We start from the raw sequence: 19,339 nt of genomic DNA on the forward strand, positions 1-19,339 counted from the left end.
CACTAATGTTAGCCTATTGAGGGTTATAAATGGATTATGTTGCTATACTTTCAGTAAAGGAGTTGCATGCGGGTTGCTGTCATCGTCAGAAGTTTGAATATGGGGGGAATGCAGCGTGCAGCCGTCTCGCTAGCCGAATCGTTTGCCCATGAGGGACACGAATCCCATTTGATTTACTTCAAAGAAAAAAACAGGGTTTTCACACCGGATACATCGGTCATCCTCCACCATTTTAATCTTCAAAAATTATCCATACTATCGGTAGTAGGATTGTTTTCCGAACTTTTTTCCCGCCTCCTTAACATTTTCATCCGCAACAGCTATTTTTTATGGAGTGCTCCGTTTTTATCTTTTCTTTTTCGCTACCGGCTGGCAGCTTTAGAAAAACGATACGGTCGATTCGATCTGATCGTTATCCGCGGACAAGGGACATTTGAGACATTATGGCCGATCAAAGACCCCCGCTACTTCCAGATCACCGAGAGTATGTTCATCCCTTCCGATACCCGGTTAAAACGCTTTTATTTCAAATTTCTGTATCATCAAAAAAACGTCATCTGCGTATCCCATGCTATTCAAGATAAGCTGCTCGCTATTTATAAACAGACCCAAACCTCTCCGAACCGCCTGAACGTCATCGGCAATCCGCTCAAAGCGGAAGAGATTCGACAAAAAGCGGAAGCGTTCATCCCTGAAATCAGCGGATCCTACATCTTAAGTGTCGGTCGTGTTACCCCGAATAAAAACATCTCTCTTCTTATCGATGCGTACACACTTTTGAAAAGCCAGAACAAAATAACCCAGAAACTCGTTATTATCGGAACCGGTCACGATCTGGAGAATGTCCGGCACAGAGCGGAAGAAAGCCCCTATAAGGACTCTATATTTTTGATGGGACAGATCAGCAACCCCTACCCGTGGATGAAACACGCCGATCTTTTTGTCCTCAGCTCAAAATTAGAAGGGCTTGGACTGGTACTGCTCGAAGCGCTCGCCTGCGGTACCAAAGTCGTCTCAACCAAAAGTCAAAGCGGTATTCTCGATATTATGCAAGGAGATTTGACCCGATACCTTTGCGAACAAAATCCCGAGTCGATGGCAGAACTGATCGATACGGCGCTTCACGAGGAAATCACTCTCGATTTCAAATCGCTTGTCGCGCCGTTCTCACCGCAAACAATCGTTCAAGATTTTGAACGGCTGCTGAATGTTTCCCACTCCATAACATAAAACAGTTCGTTGGGGCGTACGGCTCTGCGAAAATAACTTTTATCGCGCTGCTGGATTTGCCTTTTCAACTGTTTTACAAAATGGCTCCATGCTTTTTTAACACCGAAAACCAAAGTCGAATCCCGCAAATCATGCATGGCTTCCAGGGCATAAAATTTGTCCGATTGTTTTTTGCTGTCCAGCTGATAGGAATAGATAGCATCACACGCAAAAGGGGTGTTGAATTTCGGAGCCAATGCGGATGTCGAAAACATCGGGCCGTACGGATAGGCTTCGGTATAAATGTGGTGATTGGTATAGCAATACAGCTTTACGTCCCTCATATCGGCTTGTTCCAAAGCCTGCACCAGAGCATACGCCGTATAGATGTGATCACTGTTGGAATCGATATCCGGATGCGCCGTAACGATAATCTCCGGTTTTATAGAAACAATAGCACTGTATAAATCCCGTACCAGCGAATCCCACGTCGCGGAGGCGGTCTCATTTTTGATAAAACCGGTATGATCCGTCCGTCTAAAGAAACGGATATCGCTGATACCGGTGGAGGTCGAAACAGCTTGTTGATCCCGGTGTTCAAACATCCATTTCAAACTCATTCCGAAATAGCCGAGCATTGCACACCGCTCTTGGGGGACATCTCCCAATGCGGGTACGCTCAACGCATCATGCACCCGCAGTTTCCCTTTCTGAAGCGCACGTTCTTGTTTTGAGCCGTACAATCCGCAATAATCGCATTTGCCCTCTTCACCGACCGTTACCGTGATGACATGACTTTGATCAGATGAGCTGTAAAGCCCGTATGCGGCGATTTCGGCATCATCGGCATGAGGTGCCAACACCAAAATTTTCTGATTTTCCGAATCAGCATTACGGAAGATGTAAAGTATTGCTTCTTTGTTGGCGAATGAACAGTGACAACCATTCAACTCGCCTTTGGAAGCGGAAAAACCGCTGAGATCAACGTAGCGGATACCGTTTACACCGTGTTCCAGATAATGAGCCTCTTCTTTTTTGCTTGAGTCAGCGATTTTAATATAAGGCTGAAACAAATGCCCGAATAGGGAACTTTTTACGTTTATTTTTAGTATAAGGGTAGTGTTTGCAGGGAGAGACGAAAAATCGAAGAAACGTACATCTTTTATGTCAATCTGTTCCGTCTCATGATTAAAGAGATAGGTATAGTCTTGGTTCGTTTTGTATTTATATTGTCTTTTCCTGATCACCATCATCAAAATTAAATACGACACAATACCGAATACGATAAAAATCATTGATATATTTCTTCCTTACTTTGTACTTTTATTGTTTGAATGATACCATGCTATTTGGATTGAATACTATTCTTCACCCCATGTAGTACACTAAGGCATCTTCAAACTTATGAAAAAATTCATTAACAAACAGCGTTTAAAAATCAAACATTTCTGGCACCAGCGCTTTCTCAAACACCATGATTTCACTATAATATCGAATAACTGCTGGGGAACGCGCACGTATCAAAAATTCGGCATCCCCTACTCCTCTCCGTTTCAGAGCCTATTTATCTTTGCACCTGATTTTCTAAACCTTATCACCGATTTTTCGGTTGATAAACTGACAATCGAAAAATTTATTTCGTATGAAGATTCAAAATATAAAACCGAACTCGAAAAAGAGAACCTGGATAAAGAGGACTACCCTATAGGTATTTTAAAAGACGGTACCGAACTGCATTTTCTGCATTATAAAACCGCCGAAGATGCGCTTGATAAATGGAATCGGCGCGTTAAACGTATGAATGATAAAATGATTTTCAAATTCAGTGACGGCTACGCCTCCGACGACGCTTTAATAGAACGTTTCGATGCATTGCCGTACAAACATAAAATTTGCTTTACGGCAAAGGCGTACCCTCATTTAAAAAGTGTCGTCTATATGGACCGCTTCCGCCAAAACGGCAAAGTTGAGTTAGAATGGAAATATGACCGCAAATATATCAATCTCCACTCTTTTATCAACGCACTGTAAGCCGCTTTACAAAAATGTTTCAAACTCCGATTTGGAAGTATTCAAATCCTATCTCTGCCATCCGCTCTTTATTGAACTGATTGCGCCCGTCAAAGAAAATTGAGTTTTTGAGCCGTTTTTGCATCTCTTCGAAATCGGGGCTTCTAAACTCCTGCCACTCGGTGACGAGGATGATCGCATCGGCATTGTCGAGCGCTTCGTATTTACCGTCAACGTAACTGACGCTCGCATTGCCTTTTAGATAGTGTTTTTCGGCTTCATGACGCGCTTTCGGATCGTACGCGACGATCTTTGCCCCCTTGGCGGTCAGATCATTGATAATCGTGATCGCGCTCGCTTCGCGCATATCATCGGTTTCCGGTTTAAATGCCAATCCCCATACCGCGAATGTTTTGCCTTCGAGATTTTGCCCGAAACGGCTGAATACTTTTTGGGAAATGACATGTTTTTGGTCGTAATTGACCGCTTCGACCGCATCTAAGATACGCGGTGTATAGCCGAAATCTTTTGCTGTTTTCGCCAATGCCTGAACGTCTTTGGGAAAACAGCTTCCGCCGTATCCGCATCCCGGATAGATAAAGCTGTATCCGATACGGCTGTCGCTTCCGATCCCGTTGCGCACTTTATTGATATCCGCACCGACACGTTCGCAGATATTGGCCATCTCGTTCATAAAACTGATTTTGGTCGCGAGCATGGCGTTAGCCGCATATTTGGTCATCTCGGCACTTTTAATGTCCATACCGATGAAGCGGTCATGGTTTTTCATAAACGGCTCATACAAATCGTGCATGATTTTCATCGCCCTCTCGCTGTCAGCCCCGATAACGACACGATCAGGATGCATGAAATCTTTGATCGCGGCGCCCTCTTTTAGAAATTCAGGGTTCGAGACGACATCAAAAACCAAATCGCTCCCGCGTGTGTCAAGTTCGGCCTGGATAGCGGCACGCACTTTCTCTGCCGTACCGACCGGAACGGTCGATTTATCGACAATGACCATATAGTTTTGCATATGCTGACCGATACTTTTGGCAACGGCAAGAACATACTGCAAATCAGCGCTTCCGTCTTCCCCCATCGGAGTCCCGACGGCGATAAACGCGATGCCGGTTGAGGCAATAGCGTTTTGGATATCAACCGTAAATTTTAACGTCCCTTTGGCATAGTTTTCCAACACCATATCTTCTAAACCCGGCTCATAAATAGGGATGATCCCTTGAATGAGTTTGTCAATTTTTCCCTGATCGATATCGACACAGGTGACGCTGTTCCCCATTTGCGCGAAACAAGTACCGCTCACTAATCCGACGTATCCGGTGCCGATGACTGATATTTTCATAAAAACTTCCTCTGTAGGTTAAAAACAAAGTCTTATTTTAACTAACCGTTGATATAAATTCACTTAGAAAAAACAAAAGCAAAACAAATGAAAATTATAATTTTTACCTTAACTGTCCTGATTTTATCAGGATGCAGTACAACTCAGCTCAATAGCGGATGGGAAAGAACGAAACACGCATCTTATAATGCCGCAACCGATTATGTTACATGGGTTCCCGCCGCTACATCCGCGGCTCTTTACGCGACCGATTACGATACCGGCATGACGAACTATTTCAGAGATCACCCTTGGTTCGGCGAAGAGGATGACGAGTTTTACAGAGGCCTCAACCACTACGAAACACTAGCAACGGCATTTTTGGTAAACGATCCCGATTATGCCCAGACATGGAAACGTGTTTTGGTCGAATTCACCGGTTTGGAAACGACAAAACAAACCTCTACATTTTTGGAAAAAAACATCCGTAAAAAATCCCCTGACGGAACCCATAACGGCTCTATAGGCTCACACCATGCATTGGATCATTTTGCCAGTTCGGCGATGAACCGACGGAACGTCGAAAATCTGGATATACCGCAGTGGGGCAAATACACCTTAAACACGATCAGCTACGCGTCTGCCTCCGCAAGCGCTTTATGCCGCGTCCAAGACGGAGGGCACTCTTTTGCCGATCAATTGGTGAGCGCCTCGATAGGAAACTTCATGGGACTCTTTTTCCATGATCTTTTTATGTTGGATAGCATGACAAATATAGCCGTATCGATAAACGACAGCGAAGCAAAAGTACACATAGGATTTCGTTACTAATCCTCCGGAGCAGACCCCTCTTTATCAAAGGTTTGATCAGAAAATGATACAATATTTCCTTTATTCGGCTCAACTTCATCTCGTCACAGAATAATCAAGGATTTTTGTTGAAATTTTACTCCCGCTATACCCAAATAATCGCTGCCCTGCTCATAAGCCTTATCGCCATGATGATCCCCCGAATCACTTTATGGAGGATGTATTCCGAAGACTTTTCAGATTTAACTTTTTTTGAGTTAATCGGCTCTTTTATCATGGGTTTCAGGGTAGATATCATCACCCTCTTTACGTTCTTATCGCTTATTATCCTTTTACTCGCCTTTCCGGTTAAATGGGTTCATAAACGCCGTTTTCGTATCGGAATGGGGATGGTTTGGAGCACCGTGCTAAGCACCATACTTCTTATCTCGTTCAGCGACGTCCTCTATTACGATTTTATCCACCGCCACATCTCCAATGAACTTTTTGCTCTGGCAAACGATACCAATATTATCGTAGAGATGGCTTTCGGTTCCTATCTTTTCTATACGATCGGCGCTTCGATCTTTTTCGTCATTTTGTCCATTCTTTTTTACAAAATTTTCAGTGCCCCGCTCCAACATGAGAAAGTCAGTGCCAAAAGCTGGCTGGGACTGATCGTGCTCATCCTTGTTCTGTTCATAGGGATTCGAAACTCCTTCAGTCACAAATCGTTCGGTTTGTCCGATGCCTACGCCGTCAATAAAGTGAGTTCGGGAAATTTGGCCCTAAACGGCTTCTTTTGCGTGTATCGTACCGCCTCATCCAAAAAGGGGGGACATCATCAGCTCTCCGATTTAAACGAATCGATTCTCATAACACAAAATCTTTTGCAGAGTGACAATGCCCGCTTTGACAGCCAAGAGGTACCTCTTTCCCGTGCCTTTGAGTCCAAACCAAAGCCCCGTTACAATATCGTGATCGTATTGCTGGAATCATGGGGTGCGGAGCATATCGACGGATTTACCCGTTACAAAGAGCTAAATGTAACCCCGTATTTCAAAAAACTGAGCAATGAGAGTCTTAAATTTACCAATTTTTACGCTAACGGATACCGTTCAATCTACGGGATCACCTCAATATATACCGGTGTCACCCTCCCGGGCGGATTTGATTATCTCGGAAGCGGGTTGGAGCTTTCAAATCTCAGCTATTTAGGGAAAATCGCCAAAGAAAACGGCTATAAAACGATCGCGATGCAAGGTTCGAACCGCCGCTCGTATCGGGTAGATGCGGTTAGCCATTTGGCAGGGTTTGATGAATATTACGGTGCCGAAGATATGCCGAACGTCGAAACCGTCGAGGCGGGGCGTGCGCCGAAAACGGGAACGTATGATTACAACCTGTTTCATTTTTTACATCAAAAACTAAACAGTGAGAAAAAACCGTTTATCGCATTTACTTTTACCTCGACCAATCACAGCGATTTTCATCTCCCTTCTAAAAAATTTGAACGTTATCCGCCGGATTTGAGAAACTACAACGGATCATTAAATACCTACCTCTATGCGGACAACGCGATAGAGCGCTTTATGGAAAGTGTCAAAAAGGAACCGTGGTTTGATAATACGATTTTCATCTTTACGGCCGACCACGGAACCGGAGATGCCCTGTGCCCGATCGGTAAAGCGCTCCGTCCAAACGATAAACCTCTCCCCTCAATTGAGCATTTCAGAATACCGCTGGTAATTTATGCACCGAAAATCTTTAAGCCGCAAGAGATCAAAACACTGGGTTCCCAAAACGATATCTTCCCCTCAATACTTGATTTGTTAGGGTTTAATCAACCCTTTAGCGTCATGGGGAATTCTCTCTTCGACCCGTCCGTCAAAAACCGTTTTGTCTACTTCTACGCCGGTGACTTGATCGGCTATATCGGTAAAGAAGGATATATTAAATACAATTTCAAAACGGTTGTCGAAAGCAATGCCACGAAACACGATACGCAAAAACTCCAAAAAGAACTTTTTGCGGTGGATACCGCGGAAGCCGGTTTGCTAAAGAAAAATAAATGGGCGCACTGAACATGATGATGAAAAGCGAATACCAGCCTCAATATGCCCACTTGACCCCTTTTTTCGTAGATATCAAAACGATCTTCGAAAACGACACGCAAAGTATCCACAAAGCACGCAACGAGCTTAAAATCATTACATTGGATGAGCAGAAAATGGTCGTTAAATCCTTCCAGATTCCCCATCCGATTAATCGTGTCGTCTATTCCTTTTTTCGCAAAACCAAAGCGTACAAATCCTACCACAACGCGCTGCGTCTCATTAATCTTGAAATATCGACTCCGATGCCGGTCTCTTACATCGAGTTTTACAGTGCCGATTTGTTGAAAAACAGCTATTTTATCAGCCTCTATTCACCATACGATTTTACAATCCGCGAAGCGCTCCACCATAAATGCAGCGATTATTCCGATATTTTGCGTCAATTCGCCGCCTATACTTACGATTTGCATACAAAAGGGGTATGGCACCTCGATTATTCTCCGGGCAATATTCTGGTACAGCGTATGGAAGAGGGATATCGGTTTTCCATTGTCGATATTAATCGGATGGCGTTTCGGGAAATCACCCCTTTAGAGGGGTGTGAGAATTTTAATAAACTCTGGGCCAGGGATGAAGATATCGAAATTATGGGACGCGAATACGCCCGTTTAAGCGGATTGGATGAAAGCGTCGCTATACGTGAGATGAAACGTCATAATGACGCGAACAAGCGGGTCAAAAATTTTAAAAAACGGCTCAAGAAAGTGCTGAAAGGCGATTTTTCAGCTCCCGCTTAACCATCTCGAACATCGCGTTTCTCCCCTCAGATTCGAGCGGAATCATAAAATGATGCTGTTTCTCTCCGATGCTTTTCCAGCGGGAAGCGGAGGCGAAAAGGGTATCGGCAAAGAAGGTAAAAGTCTCGCACCCTACCGCGCTTGCCAGATGGTAGGTTCCCGTCGAGGTACTTATAAACAGTTTAAAACTGCTCAAAAGCTTTGCAAAGTCAACGACGCTCCCGCGTGAACGGTACAGTTTCACCCTGCTCTCACCCAGTAACGCTTTGGCCTCTTTATAGAGTTTTTCCTCATCGGGACCGAACGTCATCACGATATCGATATTTTCAAAACTCTCGGCAATACGGACCAGTTCGATGTATTCATCAATCGTCCAGTTGGCATCGGATGATCCGCCGAAGCCCGGATGGAACGCGACGACAGGTTTGGTAATGCCAAATTCAGCGCAAAACTCACGGTAAACTTCCTCCACACCTTCATAGCGCAATAGAGGCTTCGGAAAATTGAGGCTGATATCTGAAAAGAGCGCTCGCGCGAGTTCCAAATTGTATTCGAATTCCGCCATCTTAACCTCGCTTCGGCGCTGCGTGATTCGGCGGTTGTAAAAAATTTGCGCGATTTTGGTAGCGGGGGCGATACGGAGCGGGATACGGGCGATCCATTGTGCCAGAGCCACACGGGTATTGGAAAAAAGCGTGATCGAGGCATCGATTTTCGCCTCTTTTATTTTAAACGCCAATTCGAGGATGTCATCGCTTGAATCGACAATCACCTCATCGATAAAATCGCACGATTGTGCCAGTTTGGCATTTAAGGGAGCGACCAGAGCGATAATACGGTTAGAGGGATTATGGTGCTTGAGAACATACAATGTCGGAAGCGCCGTAATAAAGTCCCCAAGCTTGTCGTTACGCACCACTAAAATGTTCATACTATCTCCTCGTTCTTAAGCACCCATTTTACCTGATTGAAGGTAAGAAAACGGTACAATTGCCGAATGAAAGCACCGTTTGCCTGGGACCATTATTCCGATCAGCCCGCTATTATCAAAGATAAAGCATTCAAGCGTGCCATGCGCCGTGATGCACTCCCCTCACTGATCAAAACGTTTTTAATCGCCCTTCTCACCCTCCCTCTTGCATTTTTTCTGATGCCGTTCATAGGACGGCACAGAATCGACGGAGAAGACTTTTTCGGTATTGGGGTCAATCTGGACAAAGAACCCAATACAACCCCCTATCTGCTAAATGAGCTGAACGTCAAAAAGCTCCTGATCCGTCTCCCTCTTTGGGAGATGGACCGCCTGCATGAGTATGTCACGTTTATCCGCAGTTTCTCAGGAAAGCACATCACGGTAGCCTTATTGCAGGATCGTGAGCACATCACGTCCCCCTCTTTATGCCAAGACCACTTTACCCAAATTTTCGAAGCGCTGGAGGGGATTTGCGATACCTATATCATCGGCTCCACGATCAACCGCGCAAAATGGGGATTTTTCAGTGTTAACGAATATTTGGATTTTTATGCCGTTGCCTATGCGCTGAAAAAAAGCCGCTTCCCTCATCTGAAACTGATCGGCTCCAACGTGATCGATTTCGAATTTCATTTCACGGCTCATACCCTCTTTAATCTCTCACGCATACACTTCGATGCGATAGGATCTCTTCTGTATGTCGACCGTCGGGGGGAACCTGAAAATACCCAGATGGGATTGAATCTTCTGGATAAAATCAATTTTCTGTACTCTCTGATCCGACTGAGCCCGAAAACCGCCAACGAGCTGATCATCACCGAAACGAACTGGCCGATCCAAAATACCGCCCCTTATGCCCCGACCAGCGAATTTGAGTGCGTGAGCGAAGAGGACTATGCCTCGTACATGGTTCGGTATCATCTTCTCGCCTTTGCCTCCCAAAAAGTAAACAGTGTCTATTGGCATCAGCTGATCGCTCCGGGATACGGATTGATCGACAACCGCGAGGGTATCCGAAAACGAAGCGCTTTCGAAGGGTATAAAATAATGCTAAAGCATTTAAATGATGCACGGTTTGTCCGTTTTTCTGAACGTTCCGATGAATATCTGCTCGTCTGCTCCACCTGCAGAGGTGAATTACACATCTCGTGGAGTCTCGACTCCGCTCCGATCTACACCTATAAGGCTTCATCGTGAAAATACTCGTCATTCTTCCCAACTGGCTCGGAGACGCCCTCATGGCTACCCCCGCACTCGAAGCTCTTTGCAGTGTCTATCCCGATGCCGAACTTACCCTTGTCGGCTCGTATGTCAGCATCGAAGCGCTCAAATACCACCCGCGATGTGTACGCCATTACGTCGATGAAACGAAAAAAGGGGGAAACCGGTTCGCTAACACTTACCGGTTCGCCAAAGAGCTGGGTGTCCATGATATGGCGATTACGTTTCGTAATCAGGTCCACTCATCCCTTTTGCTCTTTTGGAGCGGTACTCCCCTCACCGCGGGTCGACGCAGTTGGCATTCACGACTACTCCTCACTCACAGTATCAACCCTTCTCACCCTTCCCATCTGGTAGAGCAGTATCGCGATATTTCCCAAAGTTTGAGCCCTATCCCGCTTGTCATCGGAAATTTAAACCTTCATATCCCCCCTCACCGCTACAATCGTCCGATGCTCGGCATCAACCCCGGTGCGACCTACGGAAGCGCTAAACGGTGGTATCCCGAAAAATTTGCCGAAGTCGCCCGAGCCTACAGCGATAAATACGAGATCATCCTTTTCGGCGGACCGAATGAGGTGGGGATGGCAAACGATATCGAATCACGCCTGAACGGCATCAAGGTTACCAACCTCGCCGGAAAAACGTCGATACAGGAGCTGTGCAGCTTTATCGGAGGATTGGATCTCTTCATTACCAACGACAGCGGTCCGATGCACGTAGCAGCAGCCTATCAGGTACCGACCGTTGCTATCTTCGGTCCGACGCGCCACGCAGAAACGTCGCAATGGATGAATGAAAAAAGCTATATTGTACGGCATGAGATGAAATGCGCACCGTGCATGAAGCGTGAATGTCCTCTAGGACACCATGAATGTATGAAAAGTATCGAACCGGAAGAAGTAATTGAAGCGGTCAAAAATCTAACTTACAACACTCTAAAGCAAGGTCGCCCGCAGTAGTGCGAAGGAGTGCCGCCAGCGTTTTGTTGTAAGGGTGATTTTCTTTTGGATACTTTTCTTATGAAAAAGAAAAGTATGTAATTAAAAATCGAGCCTCATTGCAAAATACCACGCGTCATTATAGGTGACGTTGCGTGTTTTCAAATCGGTATCGATTTTTCGGTATCCGACACCGATTCGGGCATTCTCTATCGGCTCGATATCCAAACCGATTCGACTCTCCGTATAGCTGTCCCCTTTTTTAAAACAAAGGGCTGAAGGGGCATAATAAAAAGCACCGTTAAGATAAAATCCGATCGGGGCATTCAACGGCAGTTTCAACTCCGCTTCTACGCCCAACGGAATAGCCGTATATCCCTCGGAGTCGATTTTGGTAAATTCCCCTTTTATCCCAAGCCCCAATTTCAATCCTGAAACTCCGCGCACCGGCTGCATCACCATAAATGATACCTCCATCAACGGATCGGGATCAACAATCGTTTTAGAGTTGTTTTTATCTCCGTCTAAAAAGCGGGCGCCGATATAGGCATTGCTCATAGAATTGCCCATACGTCCCATATCCAAACGGATCTCTCCGCCCACTTCCTGATCATTGACGTTAACACTCACTTGATGGGCCGCAAAGACGGAAGTAGCCATCAAAAATAATACGATAATCTTTTTTAGCATGTCGTTCCTTCGTTAATTCGTGCTATCGTGGCCGTGGTACTTTTCCCGTCCACAAACTGCACCAGTCTCAATTCTTTAGCAAATTCCGCTCCGACAACCGCTTTGCCTTCGTAATCGCCCCCTTTGACCAAAATATCGGGGGCAATGTTTTTGATCAGATCATGCGGTGTCTCTTCGCTGAACAATACGACATAATCGACCGATTCGAGCGCCGCTAAAATATAGGCGCGATCGGCTTCCGTATTGACCGGACGGGTAGGCCCTTTAAGCTCTCTTACCGAACTGTCCGAATTGAGTCCCACGATCAGTACATCCCCGTAGCTTTTTGCCTCTTGGAGATACTTCACGTGTCCCACATGGAGAATATCGAAACAGCCGTTGGTAAATACGACCTTTTTTCCCTCTTTTTTGAGACGCTCAGACAGTGCATAGATCTCGTCTTTCGTTTTGATATGCATATCCGAGGTGCTTTGGTGCAGACTCGATTCATACGCTTCAATCTCTGAGAGGGTTACGGTGGCTGAGCCGATTTTACCGACAACGACGGCTGCGGCATGATTGGCAAACGGTGCCGCTTCATCGATGCTCAATCCGCATGAAAGGGCGAACGAAAGCGATGCGATCACCGTATCACCCGCCCCCGTTACATCGAATACCTCTTTGGCGACTGTCGGAAACCGGCGCATAGACTCATCGTAAATGGCAATACCGTCCTCAGAGAGGGTGATCATCGAACATTCCAGCGTACAGGTCTCTTTGAGATTCAAAAGAGCTTTTTTCAGACTTGCATCGTCATTGATCGCTATCCCCGTCGCTTCGGAAGCTTCTTTCTTATTAGGGGTCAAAAGATAGGCACCGCGGTATTTTCGGTAATCTTTCCCTTTGGGATCGACGAGTACTTTTTTCCCCGCACTCTTTGCAGCCGCAATCACGCCGCCAGCAACCGCATCGGTGATCACCCCTTTGCCGTAATCGGAGATGATAACGATATCGCACTCTTTGACCACCGATTCGACATACGAAACGACCGCATTTTCACTCTCTGGAGCAATGGAATCTTTGGATTCTTTGTCATAACGGAGAATCTGCTGATTGGATGCGATGATACGGCTTTTCTTGGACGTCTTGCGTCCAGCCTGACGGATTAGCCCATCAGTGCCTACCCCGATTATGCCGAGCATCGAGAGGAGTTCTTCGCCGTTTTCATCATCTCCGATGACAGCACCGACGCTGACTCGCGCACCGAGTGCCACCAGATTATTTATCACATTTCCCGCTCCGCCGAGCACCGTTGTCTCACGGGCAATATCCACGACCTGCACCGGGGCTTCGGGCGAAATCCGCTCGCATCCTCCCCACAGATAGTGATCAATCATCAAATCACCGATGACGAGAATGCGGGGATGAGAGTCATGCAATCTTCTCATGAAAGTTCCTGTTCGAATAATCGTTTGATTTCGGGAACATAGGCCGCAATCCCCTCTTCAAACTCAAATCGCGGAGCATACCCCAATATGGCTTTGGTCGATTCAATATCGGCTTCCGTATGAAACTGATAGCGCCCGACATAAGGGTTAGGGATATACTCGCATGTAAACGATGTCCCCAGTTCTTTTTGGAGAATATCGACCATCGATTGAAAAGAGCGCGCTTTTCCCGTCCCGACGTTAAACACACCGTTTTCCTTCGGGTGCATGGCAAGAATATTCGCCTGAATGATATCCTCGATATAGATGAAATCACGCAAAATTTTGTCGGAATTTTCAAAAAGCTTCGGATTTTTTCCGGAGAGGAGCTGATGGCCGAACTGCACGACCATCGATGCCGTTTTATTTTTAAAAAATTCACGCGGTCCGTACACATTGAAATAGCGCAATCCGACAATAGAAATATTCTCAAATTTTTGAGAATATTGGCGTGCCAAATGATCCATCATCAGCTTTGAAAATCCGTATACGTTTTGCGGTGCTTCACATCCGACACACTGCGGAGACGGTGCATCGCCGTAGGTCGCCCCAGAAGATGCATAGATCATATTGGCTCCGTGAACTACCGCTATATCAAGAAGATCTTTAAACGCATTGACGTTGGTCTGAATCATCAAATCCTGTTCCAACACCGTCGTATCCGAAATAGCGGCTTCGTGAAAAATATAATCGAATTTATAGTTTTGAGAAAGGGTACTCAAAAGTTCTTTATCATTGATATCACCGCTGATTACCTCTCCTCGAAAACCGAGAAGATTTTTAAAATGGCCGAAGCTTTTGAGGTTGCCGTTTGAGAGGGTCAAGTTTGAACGGAATAAATCCAAAACAACGACATGAGCGTCAGGATAATTTTCCTGAAAATAAAATGCAAGATTGGAACCGATAAAACCGGCTCCTCCGGTAATCAAAATAGTTTTATGATTCAAATTGATTTCGCTGTAACGCATGAAATGTCCTTCATAAAGGTAGTATCATATTGTAACAAACTCTACATTAAAGGTGAAACAGTTAGAGTGATTTAAGATTGATAGGACTATAATAGCGGCGAAAATTTTTATTGGAGAAAACAAATGAAAAAAATTGCTCTTGCAATGTTGTTCGCTGGTGTATCATTAATGGCTGCTGACGGTAAAGCTCTTACTGCTAAATGTGCTGCCTGTCACGGTGCTTCTTTCGAAAAAGCTGCTCTTGGTAAATCAGCGATCGTAAAAGGTCAATCAGCTGCTACTATCGAAGCTTCTTTGAAAGCATACAAAGCTGGTACACAAAACAAAGCTGGAATGGGTGCATTGATGAAAGGTCAAGTTGCTTCTATGTCAGATGCTGATATGAAAGCAGTTGCTGCTTACATCGCTGGAATCAAATAATTATTTGATTTCTAACGCCAAGGGAGCAAAGCCCCCTTTGGCTACGCTAACGCTGAGTTCTCTTCATCAGAGAGCTCACGTGCAGTAAACCGCACTCTTTCTTCGCTTATCTCACTTTTCTAAAACTACTTTTTTTTTATTCCGGTCTGTACTCTTTTTTTGCCGCTTCTTGTTTACGCTGCTGATTGGCCGCATCGTTTAACTCACGCTCGTCATCGTATTGCACCTGATTCATCATTTTAGTCTCATCGTCAAACTGACCGTTTTTAATTCCCCATAAAAAAGCCGCCAGTGCGATACCGCCCAAAAAGATCGATGCTCCGAGCATCATCGCTATGACCCATGAATCCATAATTTCTCCTTGTGTAAACTTTACATACTTTTCTGTTTAGTCAGAAAAGTACCAAAAGAACATACCATGATCCAAAAACGCTACGTTCCTCTCGGCACTACTGCCTTCGGAACAGCTCTACGTATTGGATAATGGAAATTTTTTATTTATATAACCATCTCACCCGCATCGAGTTTCCGACGACAAGGAGCGAACTAAACGACATTGAAATCGCCGCAATCAGCGGAATAACATACCCCATCATCGCAAGCGGGATCGTAATCGAATTATAGACCAGCGAAATGGCGAGGTTTTGTTTGATCAGTCCGTACGTTTTACGGCTGATTGCGAACGCTTCGGCAAGCGAAGTGAGTGAATCGTTCATTAATACCACATCGCTCACCTCGATGGCGATATCGCTGCCGTTACCCATCGCGATGGCGATATCGGCACCGGCAAGCGCCAAGAGATCGTTAACCCCGTCACCCGCCATCACGACGATATGCCCCTGCGCATGTGCCGACTCGATAAATGCCGCTTTCCCCTCAGGGGTTAAATGGGCATGAACTTCCTCGATCCCGACCTCATGAGCTACCCGCAAAGCCGCCGCTTCATGATCCCCCGTCAGCATGATGACCCGGAGATTCAACCGCTTCAATGCCGCAATCGATTCCCGTGCTTTCTCTTTCGGAAGATCGCGCAGCTCATAAACCGCGACCAATTGGTGATCGACCGCATAATAAAAGAGGCTCTTATCGCTCGCAGAATCGACCTCGATCCCTAATTCCTGCATCAATAGGGCATTTCCTCCCGCGATCATCACTCCGCTGACACGCCCTACCATCCCGCGTGCGGGGATCTCACGGGCCTCTTCGATCGCAGCCGTACCCATCTGTTCTTCAGTACGTTCCAAATACTCCAGCACCCCTCGGCTGATCGGATGTTTGGATGACGAGACAAGGGTATACAATGCTCCCTTCTCAAAAGGGTGATGGACCGTTGCGTAAATAACTTCGGGACGCCCTTGGGTGATGGTCCCTGTTTTATCCAGAACGAGCATCGACGATTTAGCCATCGTCTCGATCTGGGCTGCCGATTTAAAAAGTATCCCCCGTTTTGCCCCCAGCGCCAATCCGACCAATGTCGCTACCGGTGTCGCCAGTGCCAGCGCACACGGACAGGCGATGATAATAACCGAAATCCCTACCATCAATGAACGGTCAAAACTGTGGGGCCAGAAATACCACGTCCAAAACGTCGCAATGGCTAAAAACAAAATAGTGGATGAGAAGTGTTGTGAAAGCCGATTGGCTAATTGCTCGATGGAGGGCTTTTGCGCCATCGCATTTTCTAAAAGATTGACGAGATGGGATAGGGTCGAGTGGGCGAAATCTTTCGTCGCACGGTAGTGTATCAGTGCATCGATACTTGTTGTGCCACTAATGATTTTATCCCCTACACGCTTGAAAATCGGCTCAGACTCTCCGGTAAGATTGGACTCATCAAAACTCCCCTCCCCCGAAATCACTTCCCCGTCAATTGCGGAACGCTCACCGCTTCGGATGACGATGACATCCCCCTCTTTTACTTCATTGACATCAACAGATCGTATCCCTTCTCCCTCGACAATGCTCACTTCTCTCGGGATATGTTTGCCGATAACATCAAGCGTGTCGGCGGCATTTTTACGGCTGAGTACCTCGAGAAATTTTCCGAACAGGACAAAGGTGATAATCATCGCTACCGAATCGAAATAGGCTTCCCCTTTTTCGAATACCGTAATATAGATGGAATAGAGATACGCAAGGCTTGATCCCGTCACCACCAGCAAATCCATCGTTACCGATTTATTTTTCAGGCCGTAATAAGCCCCGCGGTAAAAGACCCATCCGCTGTAAAAAAGGACGGGGGTCGCCAAAAACCATTCGGCGACATTCAAAATCGTCTTGATCTCTTGGGTAATACCGGTGAAATATCCCGCATACTGTGCAACGGCGATCCACATCATATTCATCGTCGCAAACGTCGCCACCGCCATCCGCAGATAATACTCTTTGCGTTCTTTGTTGGCACGTACCTCTTGAAGCGACGCATCGTACGGAAATGCGTTATAGCCGATAGCGCGGATCATATCGATGATAGCGGAGAGTTTGACGATGGCAGGATTCCAGGTGATTCGGGCTTTATTGTTCGTGTAGTTGATATGCGCTTCGATCACACCTTCCATTTTATGGAGCGCTTTTTCATTCAGCCATACGCACGCCGCACAATGGATCCCCTCGATAACCAGCGAAACCTGATTTAAACCCTCTTTGCTCAACGTCACAAAGCGTTCACTAAATGCAGGGGTATCAAAGTTGGAACTCGCTTCGAACTGCTCAGTCGGCGGAGAGAGGGTCGCATCCCCCATTTTGCTGTAAAAACTCTCCAGCCCTTCGTCTTTGAGAAGATGAAAAATCCCACGGCACCCGTTACAGCAAAAGCGGTATTCACCGTCGTGTATCATCACCTCATCACTGAACTCCAGATGGCAATGATCGCATTTGACTTTAGACATATTCGAACTTCCCTGCAGACTTATTTTTTTTGACCTGTTTAAAACTGTTCATTACACCTTGCATGACGATATGAACACCTCTCACGGCATGTTGTCCATAGCCGATCGCCATAGAGAGATTAGCCGTTGCCTCGATCGGATCAATACTAAAAGGGACCATAGAGCCCGTAAATACAACCGTCTTATCCAATGCCAGCATATCGATATATGCGGCGCTTAAATCCATCGTATCGGTGCCGTGAATGACGATAACCGTTTGTGCATCCGATGCGGCAATTGTTTGTCCCAAAAAAGTGCGGTCTTGAGCATCCATCTCCAAAGAGTCTTTGTAAATGACCCCTTGAAGAGAAATATCTATTACCAAAGATTCGAGTATCGACTCAACGGCTTGGTTGTCATTCGGAACGAACAGCTCACCCTTGATAGGATCGTAGCGTTTGTTAAATGTACCGCCGGTATTAATGATCAGCATCAAAGCAGCTCCCGCAAAGAGTAAATAATTTTGTCCGCATGTGAAACGACGGCTTCATGAGAAAGGAGTATATTATGTCCGACGCCCGCTTTGAGCGCAGCTTCGATATCCCGCTCATTATCGCCGATCATAACGCTAGAAGCCATGTCCAGATCATATTCCCCCTTTGCACGCAAAAACATCCCCGGTTCAGGTTTACGGCATTCGCACTGACCGTCAATGCTCTCATGATGCGGACAGTGATAGATGCGATTTATCGTAATTCCCAGTTCTTTGAAATGGCCGATCATCCACCGGCTGAGTATTGCGAAATCATCCTCGGAGTAATAGCCGCGGGCAATCCCCGATTGGTTGGTGACGATGATAATCAGATATCCCTGCTCCTGATACGTTCGGCACACCTCGATAATACCGTCGAGAAGTTCGAAGTCTTCGATTTTATGGAGGTAGTTTTTCTCAACGTTCACTACACCATCACGATCAAGAAAAAGGGCTTTACTCACTTATGCAACTCCGCCGCCGAAAAGCTCTTTTTCGATAATGTCGCAGAGAATATGCCCGATCAAAATATGGGACTCCTGAATCCGCGGTGTCGCGTTTGAGGGGACGATGATCGCATAATCGGCCATTGCGGCCATTTTTCCGCCGTCGCGCCCGACGAGAGCTACCGTCGTCACACCTCGATCCGCAGCCGATTCGAATGCATTGATAATATTTTGGGAATTTCCCGATGTCGAGATACCGATAAACAGATCCCCCTCCTGTGCCATCCCCTCAAGCTGGCGGGAGAACACTTTGTCATAGCCGTAATCATTGCCGATGGCGGTGAGATTGGAGGTATCGGTCGTCAACGCAAGCGAAGGGATAGAGGGACGGTCAAACCCGTAACGCCCCACCAGTTCCGCCGCGATGTGCTGTGCATCGGCAGCCGAACCGCCGTTTCCGGCTAAAAGAGTTTTTTTACCGTGCCGATAGACCTCTACACACGCTTTGGCCACATTCATAATCGTATTGATCAGCTCCTGATTTTCCAAAATTGCCTGTTTGGTTGCTGCCGAATCGGCAATCTGCGCTCGAATATAACGTTCCATGTTTT

The 19,339-nt window shown here is 46.2% G+C and carries 19 protein-coding genes; 8 read left to right on the forward strand and 11 right to left on the reverse strand.

Annotated elements, in window-relative coordinates; all coding sequences use genetic code 11:
* The first annotated feature begins 66 nt into the window (after positions 1–66).
* Entirely contained in the window at positions 67–1,230 is a 1,164-nt protein-coding gene (locus tag SULKU_RS10735) for a glycosyltransferase (protein ID WP_013460989.1), read from the forward strand.
* On the opposite strand, the gene SULKU_RS10740 is transcribed toward SULKU_RS10735, so the two are convergent.
* Positions 1,185–2,504 (reverse strand): PIG-L deacetylase family protein, encoded by a 1,320-nt coding sequence (locus SULKU_RS10740; RefSeq protein ID WP_013460990.1) that lies wholly within the window; start codon positions 2,502–2,504, stop codon positions 1,185–1,187. The two genes, SULKU_RS10735 and SULKU_RS10740, sit on opposite strands and share 46 nt — an antisense overlap.
* A 109-nt stretch (positions 2,505–2,613) precedes the next feature.
* On the opposite strand from SULKU_RS10740, the gene SULKU_RS10745 reads away from it, so the two are divergent.
* Positions 2,614–3,240, forward strand: a complete 627-nt coding sequence (locus SULKU_RS10745) for a DUF1919 domain-containing protein (protein ID WP_013460991.1) — start codon at positions 2,614–2,616, stop codon at positions 3,238–3,240.
* 19 nt (positions 3,241–3,259) lie between these two features.
* Here the strand turns inward: SULKU_RS10745 and SULKU_RS10750 are convergent, their stop codons facing one another.
* Positions 3,260–4,582: a UDP-glucose dehydrogenase family protein gene (locus tag SULKU_RS10750; RefSeq protein WP_013460992.1), complete on the reverse strand. Its 1,323-nt coding sequence runs from the start codon at positions 4,580–4,582 to the stop codon at positions 3,260–3,262.
* Between the two features lie 87 nt (positions 4,583–4,669).
* Between SULKU_RS10750 and SULKU_RS10755 the strand changes: the two genes are divergently transcribed.
* From SULKU_RS10755 to SULKU_RS10765, 3 genes are all read left to right on the forward strand, one after another.
* A complete protein-coding gene (locus SULKU_RS10755) occupies positions 4,670–5,392 on the forward strand; it encodes a hypothetical protein (protein ID WP_013460993.1) in 723 nt (240 codons plus the stop codon).
* A gap of 107 nt (positions 5,393–5,499) precedes the next feature.
* Positions 5,500–7,434 (forward strand): LTA synthase family protein, encoded by a 1,935-nt coding sequence (locus tag SULKU_RS10760; protein ID WP_013460994.1) that lies wholly within the window; start codon positions 5,500–5,502, stop codon positions 7,432–7,434.
* Positions 7,422–8,204: a lipopolysaccharide kinase InaA family protein gene (locus SULKU_RS10765; protein WP_151174305.1), complete on the forward strand. Its 783-nt coding sequence runs from the start codon at positions 7,422–7,424 to the stop codon at positions 8,202–8,204. Before SULKU_RS10760 ends, SULKU_RS10765 begins: the two co-directional genes overlap by 13 nt.
* Here SULKU_RS10765 and SULKU_RS10770 read toward each other — a convergent pair.
* Positions 8,164–9,135, reverse strand: coding sequence for a glycosyltransferase family 9 protein (locus tag SULKU_RS10770; RefSeq protein ID WP_013460996.1), 972 nt, complete (start codon positions 9,133–9,135; stop codon positions 8,164–8,166). The genes SULKU_RS10765 and SULKU_RS10770 overlap by 41 nt on opposite strands.
* Positions 9,136–9,201: 66 nt before the next feature.
* Here SULKU_RS10770 and SULKU_RS10775 point away from each other — a divergent pair, with 66 nt between their 5' ends.
* On the forward strand, positions 9,202–10,374 hold the full coding sequence (locus tag SULKU_RS10775) for a hypothetical protein (RefSeq protein WP_013460997.1): 1,173 nt from the start codon (positions 9,202–9,204) through the stop codon (positions 10,372–10,374).
* On the forward strand, positions 10,371–11,360 hold the full coding sequence (waaF, locus tag SULKU_RS10780; RefSeq protein ID WP_013460998.1) for a lipopolysaccharide heptosyltransferase II: 990 nt from the start codon (positions 10,371–10,373) through the stop codon (positions 11,358–11,360). The genes SULKU_RS10775 and waaF overlap by 4 nt, the downstream gene beginning before the upstream one ends.
* An 81-nt stretch (positions 11,361–11,441) precedes the next feature.
* On the opposite strand, the gene SULKU_RS14570 is transcribed toward waaF, so the two are convergent.
* The 3 genes from SULKU_RS14570 to rfaD are packed head-to-tail and all read right to left on the reverse strand — an operon-like array spanning position 11,442 to position 14,463.
* The gene (locus SULKU_RS14570) at positions 11,442–12,029 is read right to left on the reverse strand and encodes a YfaZ family outer membrane protein (protein ID WP_013460999.1); all 588 of its coding nucleotides are present in this window, start codon (positions 12,027–12,029) and stop codon (positions 11,442–11,444) included.
* Positions 12,023–13,456 carry a D-glycero-beta-D-manno-heptose-7-phosphate kinase gene (gene rfaE1, locus SULKU_RS10790; protein ID WP_013461000.1) on the reverse strand — a complete coding sequence of 478 codons (1,434 nt, stop codon included), beginning with the start codon at positions 13,454–13,456 and terminating at the stop codon, positions 12,023–12,025. The genes SULKU_RS14570 and rfaE1 overlap by 7 nt, the downstream gene beginning before the upstream one ends.
* Complete coding sequence (gene rfaD, locus SULKU_RS10795) at positions 13,453–14,463, reverse strand: ADP-glyceromanno-heptose 6-epimerase (RefSeq protein WP_013461001.1); 1,011 nt, start codon at positions 14,461–14,463, stop codon at positions 13,453–13,455. Before rfaD ends, rfaE1 begins: the two co-directional genes overlap by 4 nt.
* A gap of 123 nt (positions 14,464–14,586) precedes the next feature.
* Between rfaD and SULKU_RS10800 the strand changes: the two genes are divergently transcribed.
* Entirely contained in the window at positions 14,587–14,883 is a 297-nt protein-coding gene (locus SULKU_RS10800; RefSeq protein WP_013461002.1) for a c-type cytochrome, read from the forward strand.
* A gap of 136 nt (positions 14,884–15,019) precedes the next feature.
* Here SULKU_RS10800 and ccoS read toward each other — a convergent pair whose 3' ends face one another.
* The 5 genes from ccoS to SULKU_RS10825 all read right to left on the reverse strand — a co-directional run bounded on the left by ccoS (position 15,020) and on the right by SULKU_RS10825 (position 19,334).
* Positions 15,020–15,235, reverse strand: coding sequence for a cbb3-type cytochrome oxidase assembly protein CcoS (ccoS, locus tag SULKU_RS10805; RefSeq protein ID WP_013461003.1), 216 nt, complete (start codon positions 15,233–15,235; stop codon positions 15,020–15,022).
* Positions 15,236–15,377: 142 nt separating this feature from the next.
* Positions 15,378–17,771 carry a heavy metal translocating P-type ATPase gene (locus SULKU_RS10810; RefSeq protein ID WP_013461004.1) on the reverse strand — a complete coding sequence of 798 codons (2,394 nt, stop codon included), beginning with the start codon at positions 17,769–17,771 and terminating at the stop codon, positions 15,378–15,380.
* Positions 17,764–18,243, reverse strand: coding sequence for an asparaginase domain-containing protein (locus tag SULKU_RS10815; RefSeq protein ID WP_013461005.1), 480 nt, complete (start codon positions 18,241–18,243; stop codon positions 17,764–17,766). Before SULKU_RS10815 ends, SULKU_RS10810 begins: the two co-directional genes overlap by 8 nt.
* Positions 18,243–18,746: a D-glycero-beta-D-manno-heptose 1,7-bisphosphate 7-phosphatase gene (gmhB, locus tag SULKU_RS10820; protein ID WP_013461006.1), complete on the reverse strand. Its 504-nt coding sequence runs from the start codon at positions 18,744–18,746 to the stop codon at positions 18,243–18,245. The genes SULKU_RS10815 and gmhB overlap by 1 nt, the downstream gene beginning before the upstream one ends.
* Complete coding sequence (locus SULKU_RS10825; protein ID WP_013461007.1) at positions 18,747–19,334, reverse strand: D-sedoheptulose-7-phosphate isomerase; 588 nt, start codon at positions 19,332–19,334, stop codon at positions 18,747–18,749. It abuts the gene before it with no gap.
* Positions 19,335–19,339: the final 5 nt, after the last annotated feature.

It is taken from the genome of Sulfuricurvum kujiense DSM 16994, assembly GCF_000183725.1.
Classification (GTDB): domain Bacteria; phylum Campylobacterota; class Campylobacteria; order Campylobacterales; family Sulfurimonadaceae; genus Sulfuricurvum; species Sulfuricurvum kujiense.